The 16,558-nt window shown below is 73.7% G+C and carries 19 protein-coding genes; 12 read left to right on the top strand and 7 right to left on the bottom strand.

Annotated features, from left to right (window positions below):
* Window position 1: 1 nt before the first annotated feature.
* From ACI1MP_RS17585 to ACI1MP_RS17565, 5 genes are all read left to right on the top strand, one after another.
* Window positions 2-499 carry a nuclear transport factor 2 family protein gene (locus ACI1MP_RS17585; RefSeq protein WP_232734080.1) on the top strand — a complete coding sequence of 166 codons (498 nt, stop codon included), beginning with the start codon at window positions 2-4 and terminating at the stop codon, window positions 497-499.
* 164 nt (window positions 500-663) lie between these two features.
* The gene (folB, locus tag ACI1MP_RS17580) at window positions 664-1,023 is read left to right on the top strand and encodes a dihydroneopterin aldolase (protein WP_043916702.1); all 360 of its coding nucleotides are present in this window, start codon (window positions 664-666) and stop codon (window positions 1,021-1,023) included.
* Between the two features lie 35 nt (window positions 1,024-1,058).
* On the top strand, window positions 1,059-1,658 hold the full coding sequence (gene folK, locus ACI1MP_RS17575; RefSeq protein WP_100587583.1) for a 2-amino-4-hydroxy-6-hydroxymethyldihydropteridine diphosphokinase: 600 nt from the start codon (window positions 1,059-1,061) through the stop codon (window positions 1,656-1,658).
* Window positions 1,659-1,796: 138 nt separating this feature from the next.
* Window positions 1,797-2,294 carry a DUF3180 domain-containing protein gene (locus tag ACI1MP_RS17570; protein ID WP_100587582.1) on the top strand — a complete coding sequence of 166 codons (498 nt, stop codon included), beginning with the start codon at window positions 1,797-1,799 and terminating at the stop codon, window positions 2,292-2,294.
* 126 nt (window positions 2,295-2,420) lie between these two features.
* The gene (locus ACI1MP_RS17565; RefSeq protein ID WP_404869004.1) at window positions 2,421-3,449 is read left to right on the top strand and encodes a hypothetical protein; all 1,029 of its coding nucleotides are present in this window, start codon (window positions 2,421-2,423) and stop codon (window positions 3,447-3,449) included.
* Between the two features lie 61 nt (window positions 3,450-3,510).
* Here the strand turns inward: ACI1MP_RS17565 and ACI1MP_RS17560 are convergent, their stop codons facing one another.
* Both ACI1MP_RS17560 and ACI1MP_RS17555 read right to left on the bottom strand, forming a co-directional pair.
* Complete coding sequence (locus ACI1MP_RS17560) at window positions 3,511-4,086, bottom strand: TerD family protein (protein ID WP_100587580.1); 576 nt, start codon at window positions 4,084-4,086, stop codon at window positions 3,511-3,513.
* Between the two features lie 115 nt (window positions 4,087-4,201).
* Window positions 4,202-4,693 carry a hypothetical protein gene (locus ACI1MP_RS17555; protein WP_100587646.1) on the bottom strand — a complete coding sequence of 164 codons (492 nt, stop codon included), beginning with the start codon at window positions 4,691-4,693 and terminating at the stop codon, window positions 4,202-4,204.
* 63 nt (window positions 4,694-4,756) lie between these two features.
* On the opposite strand from ACI1MP_RS17555, the gene arfB reads away from it, so the two are divergent.
* Window positions 4,757-5,185, top strand: a complete 429-nt coding sequence (gene arfB / locus ACI1MP_RS17550) for an alternative ribosome rescue aminoacyl-tRNA hydrolase ArfB (protein ID WP_043916704.1) — start codon at window positions 4,757-4,759, stop codon at window positions 5,183-5,185.
* 7 nt (window positions 5,186-5,192) lie between these two features.
* On the opposite strand, the gene ACI1MP_RS17545 is transcribed toward arfB, so the two are convergent.
* Entirely contained in the window at window positions 5,193-5,747 is a 555-nt protein-coding gene (locus ACI1MP_RS17545) for a flavin reductase family protein (RefSeq protein ID WP_043916705.1), read from the bottom strand.
* A gap of 295 nt (window positions 5,748-6,042) precedes the next feature.
* Here ACI1MP_RS17545 and ACI1MP_RS17540 point away from each other — a divergent pair, with 295 nt between their 5' ends.
* Window positions 6,043-7,830 (top strand): diguanylate cyclase domain-containing protein, encoded by a 1,788-nt coding sequence (locus tag ACI1MP_RS17540; RefSeq protein ID WP_404869003.1) that lies wholly within the window; start codon window positions 6,043-6,045, stop codon window positions 7,828-7,830.
* Between the two features lie 75 nt (window positions 7,831-7,905).
* Window positions 7,906-8,850 carry a hypothetical protein gene (locus ACI1MP_RS17535; protein WP_380339767.1) on the top strand — a complete coding sequence of 315 codons (945 nt, stop codon included), beginning with the start codon at window positions 7,906-7,908 and terminating at the stop codon, window positions 8,848-8,850.
* A 52-nt stretch (window positions 8,851-8,902) separates the two neighbouring features.
* On the opposite strand, the gene ACI1MP_RS17530 is transcribed toward ACI1MP_RS17535, so the two are convergent.
* From ACI1MP_RS17530 to ACI1MP_RS17515, 4 genes are all read right to left on the bottom strand, one after another.
* Window positions 8,903-9,772 carry a class II fructose-bisphosphate aldolase gene (locus tag ACI1MP_RS17530; protein ID WP_100587577.1) on the bottom strand — a complete coding sequence of 290 codons (870 nt, stop codon included), beginning with the start codon at window positions 9,770-9,772 and terminating at the stop codon, window positions 8,903-8,905.
* A gap of 85 nt (window positions 9,773-9,857) precedes the next feature.
* A complete protein-coding gene (gene nagA / locus ACI1MP_RS17525) occupies window positions 9,858-11,036 on the bottom strand; it encodes an N-acetylglucosamine-6-phosphate deacetylase (protein ID WP_380339771.1) in 1,179 nt (392 codons plus the stop codon).
* Window positions 11,033-11,965, bottom strand: a complete 933-nt coding sequence (locus ACI1MP_RS17520) for an ROK family protein (protein ID WP_189278256.1) — start codon at window positions 11,963-11,965, stop codon at window positions 11,033-11,035. Before ACI1MP_RS17520 ends, nagA begins: the two co-directional genes overlap by 4 nt.
* Window positions 11,966-12,091: 126 nt before the next feature.
* Window positions 12,092-13,015: a sugar isomerase gene (locus ACI1MP_RS17515; RefSeq protein WP_363476255.1), complete on the bottom strand. Its 924-nt coding sequence runs from the start codon at window positions 13,013-13,015 to the stop codon at window positions 12,092-12,094.
* Between the two features lie 176 nt (window positions 13,016-13,191).
* Here ACI1MP_RS17515 and ACI1MP_RS17510 point away from each other — a divergent pair, with 176 nt between their 5' ends.
* The 4 genes from ACI1MP_RS17510 (at window position 13,192) to otsB (ending at window position 16,542) form a co-directional block, all read left to right on the top strand.
* Window positions 13,192-13,980: a DeoR/GlpR family DNA-binding transcription regulator gene (locus ACI1MP_RS17510; protein ID WP_189278252.1), complete on the top strand. Its 789-nt coding sequence runs from the start codon at window positions 13,192-13,194 to the stop codon at window positions 13,978-13,980.
* Window positions 13,981-14,128: 148 nt separating this feature from the next.
* Window positions 14,129-15,391, top strand: coding sequence for an extracellular solute-binding protein (locus ACI1MP_RS17505; protein WP_404869002.1), 1,263 nt, complete (start codon window positions 14,129-14,131; stop codon window positions 15,389-15,391).
* Window positions 15,392-15,416: 25 nt separating this feature from the next.
* Complete coding sequence (locus ACI1MP_RS17500; RefSeq protein WP_043915602.1) at window positions 15,417-15,647, top strand: DUF3263 domain-containing protein; 231 nt, start codon at window positions 15,417-15,419, stop codon at window positions 15,645-15,647.
* A 46-nt stretch (window positions 15,648-15,693) separates the two neighbouring features.
* A complete protein-coding gene (gene otsB / locus ACI1MP_RS17495; protein ID WP_380339780.1) occupies window positions 15,694-16,542 on the top strand; it encodes a trehalose-phosphatase in 849 nt (282 codons plus the stop codon).
* Window positions 16,543-16,558 lie beyond the last annotated feature (16 nt).

Raw genomic sequence — 16,558 nt, 5'->3', positions numbered from 1 at the left:
CGTGGCGGAGGCAGTGAGCGGCAACGACCGGGCGGCGGCACTGGAGCCGGACGAGGAGGCCGTGCTGGCGGCCAATCAGGCCCTGTACGAGGCTCTGGAGCGCGGAGACCTGGACGCCGTCGAGTCGATCTGGCTGGGGCCGGGCGAGGCGGACGACAAGGGCGGGGTGTTCTGTGTGCACCCGGGCTGGCCGGCGCTGGTGGGCCGGGCCCAGGTGACCCGCTCGTACATGTTGATCATGGCGAACACCGAGTACATCCAGTTCTTCCTGACGGATGTGGAGGTGGACGTGCAGGGCGATGTGGCGCTGGTCACCTGCACGGAGAACATTCTGTCCGGCGGGGAGCCCGAGGAGGAGGGCGAGCTGGGGCCGCTGGTCGGCGGGAAGGTCGTCTCGACGAACCTGTTCCGGCGCACCGCGGACGGCTGGAAGCTGTGGTCGCACCACGGTTCGCCGGTGCTCACCAGTGGCGACGACGAGGACGACGAGGAGGACTGAGCGGCGTCCGTCAAGGGCCGCGGTGGCCGGTCCGATCGGGTGGGCGGCCGGGGAGGCGGTCCGGGGCGGTCGGCACTCGAAGGTAGATTCGAGGGGCGGCGGGCGACGGTGCCCGCCGGTCCCCGCCCCGGCGGGGCCGTCAGCTGGGAGCAGTGATTCTTGTGCTGGACCGCGTCACCCTGCGTGGGCTACGTGCCCGCGGCCATCACGGCGTCTTCGAGCGGGAGCGGATCGAGGGGCAGACCTTCGTCGTCGATCTGACGCTGTTCCTGGACACCCGTCCGGCCGCCGCGAGTGACGACCTGACCCGCACCGCGCACTACGGCGTGATCGCGGAGGAGGTCACCGCGGTGATCGCGGGCGACCCGGTCGACCTGATCGAGACGCTGGCCCAGCGGATCGCCGACCAGTGCCTGCGGCACGAGGTGGTCGAGGAGGTCGAGGTCGTCGTGCACAAGCCCGACGCCCCGATCACCGTCCCGTTCGACGACGTCACCATCACGATCCGCCGGGGCCGCGCCTGATGGCGCCCGGTGGAGCCCGAGTGGAGGGAACTCCCATGGCCACCACAGACCCGACCGCCACGCGGACCACGTTCGACCTGCAGGGCAAGGTGGACCGCGTGGAGTCCACCCTGCACGAGTCGCGGACCGCCGCGGTCGCCCTCGGCAGCAACCTGGGCAACCGCCTGGAGACCCTGCAGGGCGCGGTCGACGCGCTGGAGGACACCCCCGGCGTGCGGGTGACCTCGCTGTCCGCGGTGTACGAGACGGACGCCGTCGGCGGGCCCGGCGACCAGCCCAACTACCTCAACGCCGTCGCGGTGCTGCGCACCTCGCTGCCGCCGCGGGACCTGCTGGAGCGGGCCAACGCGGTGGAGGACGCGTTCGGGCGGGTACGCACCGTCCGCTGGGGCGCCCGCACGTTGGACGTCGACATCCTCACCTACGAGGGCGTGCGCAGCGACGACCCGCAGCTGACGTTGCCGCACCCGCGGGCCCACGAGCGGGCGTTCGTGCTGGCGCCCTGGCAGGACGCCGACCCGCAGGCCGAGGTGCCCGGGCACGGGCCGGTCGCGGAGCTGCTGGCGGGCCTCGGCGGGGTCGAGGGCCAGGGCGTGCGGCTGCGTGCGGACCTGCAGCTGCGACTGCCGGAGTGAGTGCTCCGGGAACTTCCGGCAGGGGGTGGGCGTAGCACCCTGCGGGTGCGGCCCGGCCGGTACGGTGGGCTGGTCGCCCGCCGAACCCCCGGGCCGTGCAGGGCCGGGGTCGAACCACTGGGAAGGAAGCCCGTCCGCGTGAAGCCGCTCCGTCTCCGCCTGCTGCTCGGCATCGCCGCCGTCACGGGGCTGCTCTCCTGGGGCGGCGCCCGGCTGTGGGACTCGCTGGGCACGCTGCCCGGGGTGCCCTCGTACGCGCCGTTCGTGCTGGCGGCGATCGCCGTGGTGCTGCTGGCCGTGGCGATCTCGCTGCGGTCCCGGCTGAAGGCGATCCGGGAGCGGCGGCCGGACGCGAAGCGGGTCGATCCGCTGCACGCGGCGCGGGCGCTGGTGCTGGGGCAGGCCAGTGCGCTGGTGTCGGCGGTGGTGACCGGGGTGTACGCGGGCGTCGGGGTGTTCCTGCTCGGCTCGCTGGAGGTCCCGGCCCGCCGGGCGCAGGCCGGGACGGCGCTGTTCGCGGTGCTGGCCGGCGCGGCGGTGATCGCGGTGGCGCTGTGGCTGCAGCACATCTGCAAGCTCCCCGAGGACCACGACGACCCGGAGCACCCGCGCGGAACGGCCGCTTCGTCGCGCTGAACGCCCCCGCCGGATCCGCTCGCGCTGCGTGACCGTTCGGGTGCGGCCCGTGTTTCTGTCGGCGTGTCAAGGGCGGAATGGGGTGCGAGGCTGACAGGGCCTCGATTCGCACGCTAGTTTCTAGCCATGCCTCGCGGACGCCACCGTCATTCCTCCGTCCTGGGCCGGTCGCTGCCACCGGTCGCCTCCGGTGTGCTCGTGCTCGCGGCGGTGGCCGCGCTGGTGGCCAGTCCGGATCAGATCGTGGCCCGCTCGGTCGGGGTCGCCGCGATGGTCGCGGTGGTCGGCCTGGCGCTGGTGCTGCGGCAGCGCGACCGGGCCGCCCGGGCCGCCGCCGAGGTCGCCATGGAGCGCCGGCTGCGCGCCGAGGAGCGCTACGAGGAGCAGATCGCCGAGGCCGAGTACGCGGCCGAGGTCGCCGAGGAGCGGGCCACCCGCTTCGGGCGGCGGCTGACCGCGGAGAAGTCCCGGCTGGCGAAGGCCGAGACGGAGATCGCCCGGCTGCTGCGCGAGCGCGCCGTGATGGTCGCCGAGCAGGCGCTGAAGGAGGCCGAGGCGGCCCGCCTGGCGGTGGAGGCGACCCGGCCGGCGCACCCGGTCACCCCGGCCGCGTTCGTCCGCGCACAGGCCGCGGTGCGGCACCTGGAGCGGCAGGCGGCGGCCGCCGAGGCGCGCCGCGCGGTCGACGAGCGGGCCCAGGTCGAGCTGCGGCCGAAGATGCCGGAGCCGGTGCCGGCCACCGGTTCGGCGGCGCTGCGCCCGGTCGGCCCGGCGCTGCCCGGTCCGCGCCCGCAGGACGGCGAGCAGGCGGCCCAGGCGGCCCCGCAGCGGCCGCGGGCGACGGCGTTCAGCTTCTTCGGCCGGCCGGGCAGTGCCCGGGCCGCGCTGCGGGCGGCCGCGCCGGCCCCGGCGGTCGGCGACCTGGCGGACGTGGTGGGCGACGAGGCGGTGGCCGACAACGAGCGCTACACCGTGGTGGGCGCCGCGCCGGTGGACGCCGCGCAGCCCGCGCACCGCGCGGTGGAGCAGGCCCCGAGCCACCAGCACGCGGAGTCCGACACCGAGCCCGCCGAGCCCGCCGACGTGGTCGACCTGACCCCGCACGACGAGACCGAGCTGCTGGAGCTGCCCGAGCTGCGGGCCGGCCGGCCCTGACGACGTGGGAAGGGCCCCCGCTCCTGGTGGAGCGGGGGCCCTTCTCGTGCCCGGCGGACGGTCAGACGTTGACGCCGAAGTCCTGGGCGATGCCGGCCAGGCCGGAGGCGTAGCCCTGGCCGATGGCGCGGAACTTCCACTCGGCGCCGTTGCGGTACAGCTCGCCGAAGATCATCGCGGTCTCGGTGGCGGCGTCCTCGGACAGGTCGTAGCGGGCGATCTCGGCGCCGCCGGCCTGGTTGAGCACCCGGATGTAGGCGTTGCGGACCTGGCCGAAGCTCTGGCCGCGGTTGTTGCCGTCGTAGATCGAGACCGGGAAGGTCACCCGGGTGACGTCGGCGGGCAGGGCGGCCAGGTTGACGTTGATCGACTCGTCGTCGCCGGCGCCCTCGCCGGTGCGGTTGTCGCCGGTGTGGACGACGGTGCTGTCCGGGGTGCTGGTGTTGTTGAAGAAGACGAAGTGGCGGTCGGAGTAGACCCGGCCGTCGCCGTTCAGCACGATCGCGCTGGCGTCCAGGTCGAACTCGGTGCCGGTGGTGGTGCGCACGTCCCAGCCGAGGCCGACGGTGACCGCGGTCAGGCCGGGGGCCTCCTTGGTCAGCGAGACGTTGCCACCCTTGGAGAGGCTCACGGGCATGTCTGTGGTGTCCCTTCGGTCGGTTTTGAGCGGAGAACGCCGGACGGGCGGCCGTTGGTTCCAGCACTTGGTGGACGGACGGATTTCTCCCCCGATCGGCCGCCCGACGCCGGGGTCAGATTCTCGGGTACCGGCCCTGCACGGTCCAGATGTTCGGATTGTCGGCCAGGTCCTCGTGCAGCTCGGTCAGGTCGGCCAGCACGTCCTGCAGGAAGTCCCGGGCCTCCCGGCGCAGCTCGACGTGCCGGACGACCAGCGGCTCGTCGTCCGGCCGCCAGGTGGCGGTGATCTCCACCCAGCCGAACCGGCGGGCGAAGCGCAGCAGTTCGGTGTTCTGGGTGAAGTCGAGGTCCTCGGTGCGGACCCGGGCCTCGCGGCTGCCGCGCGGGTCCTCGTCGAGGCGTTCGACGATGTCGCACAGCGCCCAGGCGAAGTCCAGCACCGGCACCCAGCCCCAGCGGGTCTCCACGCCGGCGCCGTCGTCGGTCTCCAGGTAGACGTCCCCCGCGAACAGGTCGTGCCGCAGGGCGCGGACGGGCGCGCTGCGGTAGTCGGTCTGCGGGGGGTCGGGGAAGCGGTTGGACAGGGAGTAGCCGAGCTCGATCACGCCCGCCATTGTGCCGGGTTAACCAGGTGACGGGGGCCGCGCCCGGACGGGATGATGGGCGGCATGACTGAGCCCGTGCGCGTACGGGGTTCGGTGGTCGTCCCCGACGCCGAGCTCGTCTGGCGCTTCTCCCGTTCCTCCGGCCCCGGCGGCCAGCACGTCAACACCTCGGACAGCAAGGTCGAGCTCCGCTGGGACCTGGCGGCCTCCGACGTGCTGCCCCCGGTGTGGAAGGAGCGCGCCCTGGAGCGGCTGGCCTCCCGGCTGGTCGACGGGGTGCTGGTCGTGCGCGCCTCCGAGCACCGCTCGCAGTGGCGCAACCGCGAGGTCGCGGCGGCCCGGCTGGCCTCGCTGCTCGGCGAGGCCACCGCGCCGCCGCCGAAGACCCGGCGGGCCACCAAGCCCAGCCGCGGCATGGTCGAGCGCCGGCTGGAGAACAAGCGGCACCGCGCCTCGCTGAAGCAGGGGCGCGGGCGGATCAAGCCGGAGTGACGGGCCCTCAGCCCAGCTGGCGGTAGCCGGCCCGGAAGTACATCAGCGGCCGGGCGGCCGGGGCGGGCGTCCGGGCGGCCAGGACACGGCCGAGCACCAGGGTGTGGTCGCCGGCCGGGATGCGCTGCTCGGTGCGGCACTCGACGGTGGCGAGCGCGCCGTCGATCAGCGGGGCGCCGGAGTGCGGGCCGCGCTGCCAGGCGGCGTCGGCGAACAGCAGACGGTCGCTGAGCCGGCCCTTCATGGCGAACCGGGACGCCAGCGTGCGGTGCTCCTCGCCGAGCAACGACACCGCCCAGGTGTCGGCCCGGGTGAGCAGGTCGTCCATCCGGGAGTCCTCGCGCACCGAGATCAGCACCAGCGGCGGCTCCAGCGACACCGACAGGAACGAGGTGGCGGTCATGCCGGCGTCCTCGTCCTCCTCGGCGTCGTGCACGGTCACCAGCGAGACGCCCGCCGCCAGTTGGCCGAGGGCGGCGCGGAACTCCTCGGGAGTGGCGCCGGCCTCCGCCAGGGGCGTGGGGGCGTTGGGTGTGGTGGGGGATTGCGGGGAGCTGTACACGTACCGCACGGTAGTCGTCGGTCGGGCGTGCCGGTATCGGGCCCTGGTCGTAGGTCCGGTCGGTCGCTGGGCCGAGCGCACGGGCGGCGCGCCGTCGGATGTCGCCTGGCGGGTGTCCTGGCGTTCCCTGCCGTTTCCGAATACGATCATCACTTAGTCATTATGTGATTTGAGTCACACTCTCAACCTATTGCTGACCGAGCGTGCCTATCGGAGTGCTCGCTGTGATTCAGTTCTTCTGGCAATCGGACGACAACCTTTCAAGAACTATCCGAAGCAGCCGGGGAGCCCCCGCATGGAAGCCGAGTCGGAGCCCTACGTCCGCCTCGCGACCCTCCGCACCTTGCACCGGGTCGTGGCGGACCTCAACGCTGCCCGGAGCCTGGCGGGAACCCTGCAGGCGGTCGTCGAGGGAGCGGTCCACGGGCTCGGATTCGACGCCGCCGCGGTCAGCCTGGTCCGACCCGACGGCGACCTGGTGATCGCCGCCGTCTGGGAGATCGAGGAGACCGCCTTCGGCGGCCCGTCCGTGCTGCTCGGCCAGGTCGGCTCCCGCGAGTCCTGGGACCGGATGCTCCAGGTCGCCGACCACTGGGGCACCCTGCGCTTCCTCCCGCACGACCGCGGCTGGGCCATCGGCACCGACATCCCCACCTGGACCGGCGACGGCCCGCTGCCCGTCTACGACAACGACTGGCACCCCGCCGACGTCCTGCTCGCCCCCATGTACAGCGCCGGCGGCGACCTGCTCGGCATCCTCTCGGTGGACCGCCCGCGGAGCGGCAAACGCCCCGGCGCGTGGACCCGCGAGGCCCTGGAGATGTTCTCCCTGCAGGCCTCCATAGCCATCGGCAACGCCCGGCTGCGGGCCGAGATGCAGCGCGCCCTGGCCCGCCTGGAGAAGGAGCAGCAGGCCCTGCGGGCCAGCGAGGAGTCCTTCCGGCAGGCCTTCGAGTACGCCCCCAGCGGGATGGCCATCACCGAACTGCACGGCGACGGCACCGGCCAGCTCACCCGCGTCAACGACGCCCTGTGCCGGCTGCTCGGCCGCCCCCGGGCCACCCTGCGCCAGCAGCGCTTCGTCGACCTGGTCCACCCCGAGGACCTGGAGCTGCTGCTGCGCACCAGCGCCGAGGGCGGCCGGGCCGAGCTGCGGCTGTCCCGTCGCGACGGCGGCTACCAGTGGGTGTGCCTGCGCAACTCCGTGGTCGCCGACGCCACCGAGGGCCCGAGCTTCCTGCTCACCCACGTCGAGGACATCGAGGACCGCAAGCGGCACGAGCTCCAGCTCGCCCACCGGGCCAGCCACGACGCCCTCACCGGTCTGCCCAACGGCGCCGAACTGCGGGCCCGCCTCGCCCGCCGGCTCTGTTCCCGCCCCTCGCTGCCCGCCGCCGGCCTGCCCGGCCAGGCACTGCCGCCCGGCGCCGCCCCGCCGCACCACGCGGTCCAGGACGGCTCGTCGACGGCAGACGGCCCCGTCACCCTCGCGCACGGCTACGCGCCCCCCGACAGCACCCTGGAACGCGACCGGGAGGCCTTCGCGGCCGGCGAGGTGCTCCGCCACGACGGCGCCGCCGTCCACCACGTGCACGCCGTCGTCCCCGTCGACCCGCCCGCCGGCGAGCTCTGGCACGGCCACCGCCGCCCCGGCCCGGACAAGGGCCTCGCCGTCCTCTACTGCGACCTCGACGGTTTCAAGCTGGTCAACGACCGCTACGGCCACAACGCGGGCGACGCGGTGCTGATCGAGATCGCCCGCCGGCTCCAGCAGGTCGTCCGGGAGGGCGACACGGTGGCCCGGATGAGCGGCGACGAGTTCGTGGTGCTGGCCGACGGCATCGGCCGCGAGGAGGCCAAGGAACTCGCCGGGCGGCTGCGCAGCGCCATCCTGCCGCCGATGCGGATCGACAACCGGGCCGTCCGGGTCGGCGTCAGCCTGGGCATCGGCTGGGCCGGCTGCGGCATGAGCATCGACGAGGTGCTGCACTCCGCCGACGAGCGGATGTACGACGAGAAGCGCACCCGCGGCGGCGCGGCCCGGGGCGCGCGCGGCGAGCGCTCGCACCGCCGGGCGGGCTGAACCGCTTACGCCGTGTTCGAGTACGACAGGTAGGGTGCCCTGGGTACGAGAGCATCCAGTCCTGGGGAGTTGACCGTGACGACGGCCGGCAGCAACGGCGGCGCGCCCGACGGCGCGGACGAGGACGACCCGTTCGCGTACCTCTACCGTCCCGCCGAGGGCGAGCAGCCCGCGCCCGAGCGGCCCCGCACCGGCTACAGCCGCCCGATGGAGGTCGGCCGCGCCACCTACGGCGAGCGGCCCGTGCACCCGCAGGCCCCGCCGCCCGGCGGCCCCGGCCACCCGCCGGTCGCGCCCGGGCAGGAGACCACCGCGCTGCCGCAGCAGTCGCGCTACGCCGAGCGCTCCCGGCCCCGTCCCGGCGAGGACCGGCCGGCCGGCCGCGGCAAGGCCGCCGTGATCGGCGCCGTCGCGGTGGTCGCCGCGATCGCCATCGGCGCGGGCGTGGCGCTGTCCACCGGCGACCCGGACGGCGGCAAGAACAACCAGGCCGCGACCAACACGCACAGCCCGACCGCCCCCGCCGACCCCGGCACGGCGGCCCCCTCCAGCGCGGCGCCCAGCCCGAGCACGCTCTCCGGCGGCACGGACATCGCCGACGCCGCCGGCCTGAAGCTCGGCGGCGGCAGCGTGGCCGCGAGCCAGGTGCCGGGCGCGAAGGGGGCCGGCGGCAAGTACGTCGACGGCCTCGGCACGGTCGGCGCGTCGGTCTCCTGGGACGTCGACATGCCGGCGGCCGGCTCGTTCCAGATCTGGCTGCGCTTCAACAACAGCGGCCCGAACGCCACCGCGACGGTCTCGGTGGACGGCAAGCCCACCTACACCCCCATAAAGCTGAACAACTACAGCCCCGGCCTGGCGCCGGAGAGCTCCTGGTACTCGTCCTGGGTCAGCGGAACGGTCGCCCAGCCCGGCCACCACACCATCTCGGTGGCCTGCCAGGCCGACAACCAGTGCGGCTTCCTGCTCGACCAGATCGCCGTCACCCCGAACGGCACCTCCAAGGTCCAGGGCTGGTGATCCGGCCCGGGCCTCCGCGGAGGCCCGGGCCGCCGGGGCACTGCGGGTGCCGTCAGGCCGAGGCGTCGGTGCGGCCGGTGACCACCCGGGCCAGCTGTTCGACGGTGCGGGCCATCGCGTCGCGGCCCGCGGCGAGGTACTTGCGCGGGTCGGTGGCGGCGGGGTGGGCGGCCAGGTGGTCGCGGACGGCGGCGGTGCAGGACAGGTTGAGCGCCGTGCCGATGTTGATCTTCACCATGCCGGCCGCGACCGCCGCGGCGAGCTGCTCGTCCGGGACGCCGGAGCTGCCGTGCAGGACCAGCGGGACGGGGACGGCGGCGGCCAGTTCGCCGATCAGGGCGAGGTCGAGGGCGGCGGTGCGCGAGGTCATCGCGTGCGAGGAGCCGACGGCGACGGCCAGGGCGTCGACGCCGGTGTCGGCGACGTAGCGGGCGGCCTCCGCCGGGTCGGTGCGGGCGCCGGGGGCGTGCGCGGACAGCGGCGGCTCGCCGTCCTTGCCGCCGACCCGGCCGAGTTCGGCCTCCAGGTGCAGGCCGTGGCGGTGCGCCCAGGCGGCGGCCTCGGCGGTGGCCTTGACGTTCTCGTCGTGCGGCAGCGCGGAGGCGTCGAACATCGCGGAGGAGAACCCGGCGGCGGGGGCCGCGCGCAGCAGGTCGAAGTCCTCGCAGTGGTCGAGGTGGAGCGAGACGGGCACGCGGGCGGCGGCGGCGATCTCCGCGCAGGCCCGGGCGATCGGCAGCAGGCGGCCGCCGCGGTAGGCGATCGCGTTCTGGCTGAGCTGGAGCACGACGGGGGTCCCCGCGGCTTCGGCGCCGGCGGCGATGGCCTCGGCGTGCTCCAGGGTGATCACGTTGAAGGCGGGCAGTCCGCGCCGGTCGGCGGCGGCGGAGGCGAGCAGGTCGTGGGTAGGGGCGAGCGGCAAGGGGGTCTCCCGGGTGGGGTGAGCAACGAGGCGCAGGTTCCGCTGCTCACCCCCGTGCAGACCCGCCCCTGCGGGCGGTGCCGGGTCAGGCCGGGTCGCCGGTCCTGGTGAAGCGGTCCGCGCCGACGATCCACTCGCCGCGGCGCATCACCGCGGCGAGCTCGTAGGTGTCGGAGTCGAGGACGACCAGGTCGGCGTTCTTGCCTGCCTCCAGGGAGCCGAGGGTGTCGGCCAGGCCCATCAGCCGGGCCGGGACGGTGGAAAGCGAGGTGACGGCCTGGTTGAGCGACAGGCCGAGCACGGTGACGGCGCGCCGGAACGCGACGTCCAGGGTGAGGGTGGAGCCGGCGATGGAGCCGCCCTCGACGAGCCGGGCGACGCCGCTCTCGACCCGGACCTGGAGCGGGCCGAGCGGGTACAGGCCGTCGCCCATGCCGGCCGCGCCCATCGCGTCGGTGATCAGCGCGACGCGCTCGGCGCCGGCCGTGCCGTAGGCGAGTTCGAGCACCGACGGGTGCAGGTGGATGCCGTCGTTGATCAGCTCGACGGTGACCCGCTCGTCCTCCAGCAGCGCGACGATCGGGCCGGGCGCGCGGTGCTGGATGCCCGGCATCGCGTTGAACAGGTGGGTGGCGACGGTGGCTCCGGCGTCGATCGCCTCCAGGGTGACCGCGTAGTCGGAGTCGGTGTGGCCGACGGCGGCGATGATGCCCTGGTCGGCGAGCATCCGGACGGACTCCAGGCCGCCGGGCAGCTCGGGGGCGAGGGTGAACATCTTCGCGTGGCCGCGGGCGGCGTCGGCGAGCTTGCGCACCAGCGCCGGGTCGGGGTCGCGCAGCAGGTCGGGGCGGTGGGCGCCGCACCGGTTGTGCGAGATGAACGGGCCCTCGAAGTGGATGCCGGCCAGGACGCCGTCCTCGACGAGTTCGGAGAGCACGGCCGCCTGGCGGCAGACCTCGTCGATCTCGCCGGTGACGGTGGAGGCCATCGTCGTGGTGGTGCCGTGTTCCAGGTGCGTGCGGGCGGCGGTGAGCGCCTCCTCGGCGATGCCGGAGGCGTACGAGGCGCCGCCGCCGCCGTGCACGTGCAGGTCGACGAAGCCGGGGACGACGGTGTACCCGGTCAGGTCGAGGTCGCCGGGCGCGGCCGGGCCGGCGCCGAGGTCCGTGATGCGGGCCCCTTCGACCGTGAGCCGGCCGTCCTCGATCACCCCGTCGGGCAGGACCAGTCGGGCTCCGGCCAGTGCAGTTCGGTCCGCGGTCACGCGGTCACCTCCATGGAGAGCAGATCCCAGGCGAGCAAGCCGGCGCCCAGGGACGCTGCGGTGTCTTTGAGCATGGCCGGAACGACCTTCGGGGGCATCTGGAAGGTCAGGCGCTCGGTCACCGCGGCGCGCAACGGCGTGAAGAGGGTGTCACCGGCCTCGGCCAGCCCACCGCCGACGATCACCGTCGACGGGTCGAGCAGGCTCTGGGCCAGCACGATGCCGTCGGCGAGCGCGTCCACCGCGTTCTGCCACACCACGAGCGCCGCCGGGTCGCCGGACTCGACGGCCAGCGCGCAGGCGGCGGCGTCGGCGTCCGGGTCGCCGGTGGCCTCGGCCCAGGCCCGGGACACCGCGGAGGCGGAGGCCAGGGTCTCCAGGCAGCCGCGGGCGCCGCAGCCGCACTGCGGGCCGCCGGGACGGACCACCACGTGTCCGATCTCGCCGCCGTAGCCGTGGGCGCCGGCCTCGATGCCGCCGTGGATCCCGATCGCGCCGGCGATGCCGGTGCCGAGCGCGATGAACAGGAAGCGGTCGACTCCGCGGCCGGCCCCGATCCGGCCCTCGGCGAGCCCGCCGGAGCGGACGTCGTGGCCGAGGGCGACGGGGATGTTGCCGAGGCGCTCGCCGAGCAGCTTGCGCATCGGCAGGTCCCGCCAGCCGAGGTTGGCGGAGAAGACCGCGATCCCGTTCCTCTCGTCGATCGTTCCCGGCACGGCGACGCCTGCCGCGAGGGGGGCGGCACCGAATCGGGTGCGGCCCTCCTGCGCCAGGTCGGCGGCGAAGTCGAGGATGGTGGCGACGACGGCGTCGGTGCCGTGCTCCCGCCCGGTCGGTCGGCGTGCTTCGTACAGCACGGAGCCGTCCTGGGCGACCAGCGCGGCTTTCATGCCGGTGCCGCCTACATCGAGTGCGATGACGTGCTTCACGGGGGACAGTTTCCCTTGGCCAGGTCGAAGAGGTCTAGTCCAGTTGCTCGATTGGTCTGGTCCTGAGAGGTGAGGTTTGTCGCTCTTTGCAGTCTCCTGGGGGTTTTTCCGGTTCGTGGCGGGTGATCAGGCCAGGATGATCGAGCGGGTCAGGTTGCGCGGCTCGTCCGGGTTCAGGCCGCGGTGCGCGGCCAGCGCGACCGCCAGCCGGTGCACCCGGACCAGGTCCGCCAGCGGGTCCAGGCCGCCCTCGCCGGAGTCGGCCACCAGCCGACCGCCGACCGCCGCCACGTCGTCCGCCAGGCCGACCGGCAGCGCGCCGAACGCCCAGGCGGCGCGGCCCGGGGCGGTGATCGAGATCGGGCCGTGCCGGTACTCCATCGCCGGGTACGCCTCGGTCCAGGCCAGCGCGGCCTCGCGCATCTTCAGCCCGGCCTCCTGGGCCAGGCCGTTGGTCCAGCCCGTGCCGAGGAAGGAGATCTGCTCCAGCTCGACCAGCTCCTGCGGCACCTGCCAGGCGACGGCGCGCTCGGCGTCCGCGGCGGCCTCGGCGACGGTGGCGACGCCCGCCGGGCGGGCCTCCTCCAGCTCCAGGTGGGCGCGGAGCAGGGCCAGCACGGTGGTGGCGAAGCGGGTCTGCACCACCGAGCGCTCGTCGGCGAAGCCCAGGTCGATCAGGTGGCCGGCGTCCTTGGCCACCGGCTGCTCGGGGCAGGCGGTGATCGCGGTGCTCGGCAGGTCGGTGTCGGCGAGCAGCCGCAGCACCTCGGTGGTGGTGCCGGAGCGGGTGATCGCCAGCACCCGGTCGTAGCGGCGCCCGTGCGGGAACTCGGAGGCGGCGAAGGCGTCGGTCTCGCCGTGGCCGCCGGACTCGCGCAGCGCGGCGTAGGCCTGCGCCATGAACCACGAGGTGCCGCAGCCGACCACGGCCACGCGCTCGCCGCGCTGCGGCAGGCCGGCCGGGCCGCTCGCCGCCAGCGCCGCGGCGGTGCGCCAGTTCTCGGGCTGGGTGGCGATCTCCTCGCCGGTCAGGGACGGGTGCTGCGACATGGGGGGCGGCTCCTTCGGCGGTCTCCGGACGGCGGCAATCCAACGTGTGCGCAAATCTGATTGTTTTATAGCTGTTTCGCGCAGCATTGCGCAATGCATCGGCGTCGACCGGGTTGTGCGAAGCTGTCCCGACCGGCCGCGGGGCGCGCGGTGGCGAGCGCGGAAGGAGCGGAACGGTGTCCAGGTACGAGCGGTGGAACGCGCTACTGGAACTGCTGGCCGAGCACGGCAAGTTGGACGTCGAGGAGGCGGCCGGCGCGCTGGACGTCTCGGCCGCCACCATCCGACGCGACCTCGACCAGCTGGCCCGCCAGCAGATGGTCACCCGCACCCGGGGCGGCGCGGTGGCGCACAGCGTCTCCTACGACCTGCCGCTGCGCTACAAGACCGCCCGCAACGCCGACGCCAAGCAGCGCATCGGCGCCCTGGTGGCCGGCCTGATCTCCCCCGGCGAGGTGGTAGGCCTGAACGGCGGCACCACCACCACCGAGGTGGCCCGCGCCCTCGCGGTCCGCCCCGACCTGGCCGAGCACCCCGAGCACGGCCCGAGCCTCACCGTGGTCACCAACGCCCTCAACATCGCCAACGAGCTGACGGTCCGCCCGCAGGTGAAGATCGTGGTCACCGGAGGCGTCGCCCGCCCGCAGTCCTACGAGCTGATCGGCCCGCTGGCCGCCCAGATGCTCGGCGAACTCACCCTCGACACCACGGTGCTCGGCGTGGACGCGATCGACGCCGAACAGGGAGCCACCGCCCACCACGAGGGCGAGGCGGCGGTCAACCGACTGCTCGCCGAGCGGGCCCGCCGGGTGGTGGTGGCCGCCGACTCCTCCAAGCTGGGCCATCGCGCCTTCGCCCGGATCTGCGGCCTGGAGCGGGTGGACACCCTGGTCACCGACAACCAGGTCGCCGACCGGGTGGCGGCCGCTTTCGGCGACGCGGGGGTCACCGTTCTCACAGCGTGAACGTCCCATTACCGGACACTTTCTGACGGGCAGTCACGCTGAGCGCAACGGGATCTGACACTTCGATAACTCCGCCCCTGCCGGTATGGACCACCGGCCAAAACGCCTGTCAGGGTCACGCTGTAACCCATTTGAAGGCGGTCCATTCGTGAAGCGATCAGCGCTGCTCCCCCTGCCCATCGTCGGGTCCCTGCTGCTCACCGGCTGCGGTGCCCTGGACATGTCGGGGGGTGTCACGCTCAACCTGGTCGCAGCCGACTACGGCGACAACGAGACCAACTCCAGCTCGATCTACTGGAACAACCTGGCCCGCCGCTTCGAGGCCGACAACCCCGACATCAAGGTCCACGTCGACGTGGTCAGTTGGAACGACATCGACAAGCACCTCGCCGACCTGATCGCCAAGGGCAAGACCCCCGACATCGCGCAGACCGGCGGCTACGCCGACCAGGTCGCCGCCGACCGCCTCTACCCGGCCGGCGACGTGCTCTCCAACAGCACCCAGGTCAACCTGCTCGACTCCTTCGCCAAGGCCGGCCAGGTGCTCGGCAGCCAGTACGGCATCCCGTTCATCTCCTCCAGCCGGGTCTTCTTCTACAACAAGGAGATCTTCGCCAAGGCCGGCATCACCGCCCCGCCCACCACCTGGGACGAACTGCGCCGCGACGCCGAGCTGATCAAGTCCAAGGTCCCCGGCGTCATCCCGTACGCGCTGCCGCTCGGCCCCGAGGAGGCCCAGGGCGAGGCGATGATCTGGACCATGAGCGGCGGCGGCGGACTCTCCGACAACGCCGGCAACTACACCATCGACAGCCAGGCCAACCGCGCCACCTTCACCTGGCTGCGCAGCAACCTGGTCGACAAGCGCCTCACCTACGACGACCCGTCCAAGGTCGACCGCAAGACCGCGTTCAACGACTTCGCCTCCGGCAAGGTCGCCATGCTCAACGGCCACCCCGGGCTGGTCAGCAAGGCCGTCGCGGGGAACATCCAGTACGGCACCGCCGCGATCCCCCGCAAGGACCCGGGCATCAAGCCCTCGACCCTCGGCGTCGCCGACTGGGTGATGGCGTTCAAGGCGCCCGGGCACAGGGCGGAGGTCAAGAAGTTCCTCAACTTCGTGTACGCGAAGGAGAACACCCTCAAGTTCGACGAGCAGTACAACATGCTGCCCGTCACCCAGGACACCCTTGAGGACATGTCCGCCAACCCCGCCCACAAGGACCTCACCGAGTTCCTCAACGCCCTGCCCAACGCCAACTTCTACCCGCTCGGCGACCCCTCCTGGGACAAGGTCTCCAGCATGCTCAAGCAGCGCATAGGCGAGGCCGTGCGACCCGGCTCGGCGGACGTGCTCGGCGACCTCCAGGCCGCCGCCTCGGCGGAAGCCTCCCGGGCCCGCAAGGGCTGACAGCCCCAGTCCGTAGCCTGGGAGCATGGCCGAACTGACCGACCGCGACCGGGCGGTACTCGAACTGGAATCCCGCGGGTGGCGGACCGCCGGCGCCAAGGAGCAGGCGATCCGGCAGGAGCTCGGCATCTCCGCCACCCGCTACTACCAGCTGCTGGGCGCCCTGCTCGACCGGCCGGAGGCACTCGCCCACGCCCCCGTCCTGGTCAACCGGCTGCGCCGGGTCCGGCAGAGTCGGCGCGACGCCCGGCAGTGAACCGATCGGCGCCCGCCGGCGGCCGCCGCCGGGTAGCGTCGACGCCATGGGAATTGCTGAGCAGATCACGTCCCAGGCAGGACGGACCGGACTGGCGGGCCTGCTCGCCGACCCGCGCTCCGCGGTCGTGGGACTCGACTTCGACGGCACGCTCGCCCCGATCGTCGCCGACCCCGCACGGGCCCGCGCCCACCCCGGCGTCGTCCCCGCCCTGACCGCACTCGCCCCGCTGGTCGGCTCGGTCGTCATCGTCACCGGCCGACCCGCCGCGACCGCCGCCGCCCACGGCGGCTTCGCCGCCACCCCCGGCCTGGAGCACCTCACCGTCCTCGGCCACTACGGCGCCGAACGCTGGGACGCGAGGACGGGCGCCGTCACCGCCGCGCCGCCACCCCCGGGAGTGGCCGCCGTACGGGCCGAACTGCCCCTGCTGCTGGACGACTTGAAGGCCCCCGCCGGCGTCTTCGTGGAGGACAAGGAACGGGCGCTGGCCGTGCACACCCGGCGCACCGACGACCCCGACGGCACGCTGGCGCGGCTGCGCGCCCCGCTCACCGAGCTGGCCGGCCGTCACGGCCTGGTGGTCGAACCCGGCCGCATGGTCCTCGAACTGCGCCCGCCGGGGGTCGACAAGGGCGTCGCCCTCCGCAAGTTCCTGGCGGAACGGGACGCCGGGCCGGTGCTGTTCGCCGGCGACGACCTCGGCGACCTCGCCGCCTACGAGGAGGTTTCCCAGCGGCGGAAGCACGGCCACCCCGGCCTCCTCGTCTGCAGCGGCCCCGTCACCGGCGAGGCCCCCGTCCGCGAACTCGCCGACCGCGCAGACCTGGTGGTGGCGGGGCCGGCGGGGGTGGTGGACCTGCTGAACGAGTTGGCGTCGCGGTTGAGGGTGTGACGGCGGTCGCGAGCGA

The organism is Kitasatospora griseola (assembly GCF_044999035.1).
Lineage (GTDB): Bacteria > Actinomycetota > Actinomycetes > Streptomycetales > Streptomycetaceae > Kitasatospora > Kitasatospora griseola.
The sequence above is the reverse complement of the archived record's forward strand: the minus strand, read 5'-3'. Positions and strand labels throughout refer to the sequence as shown.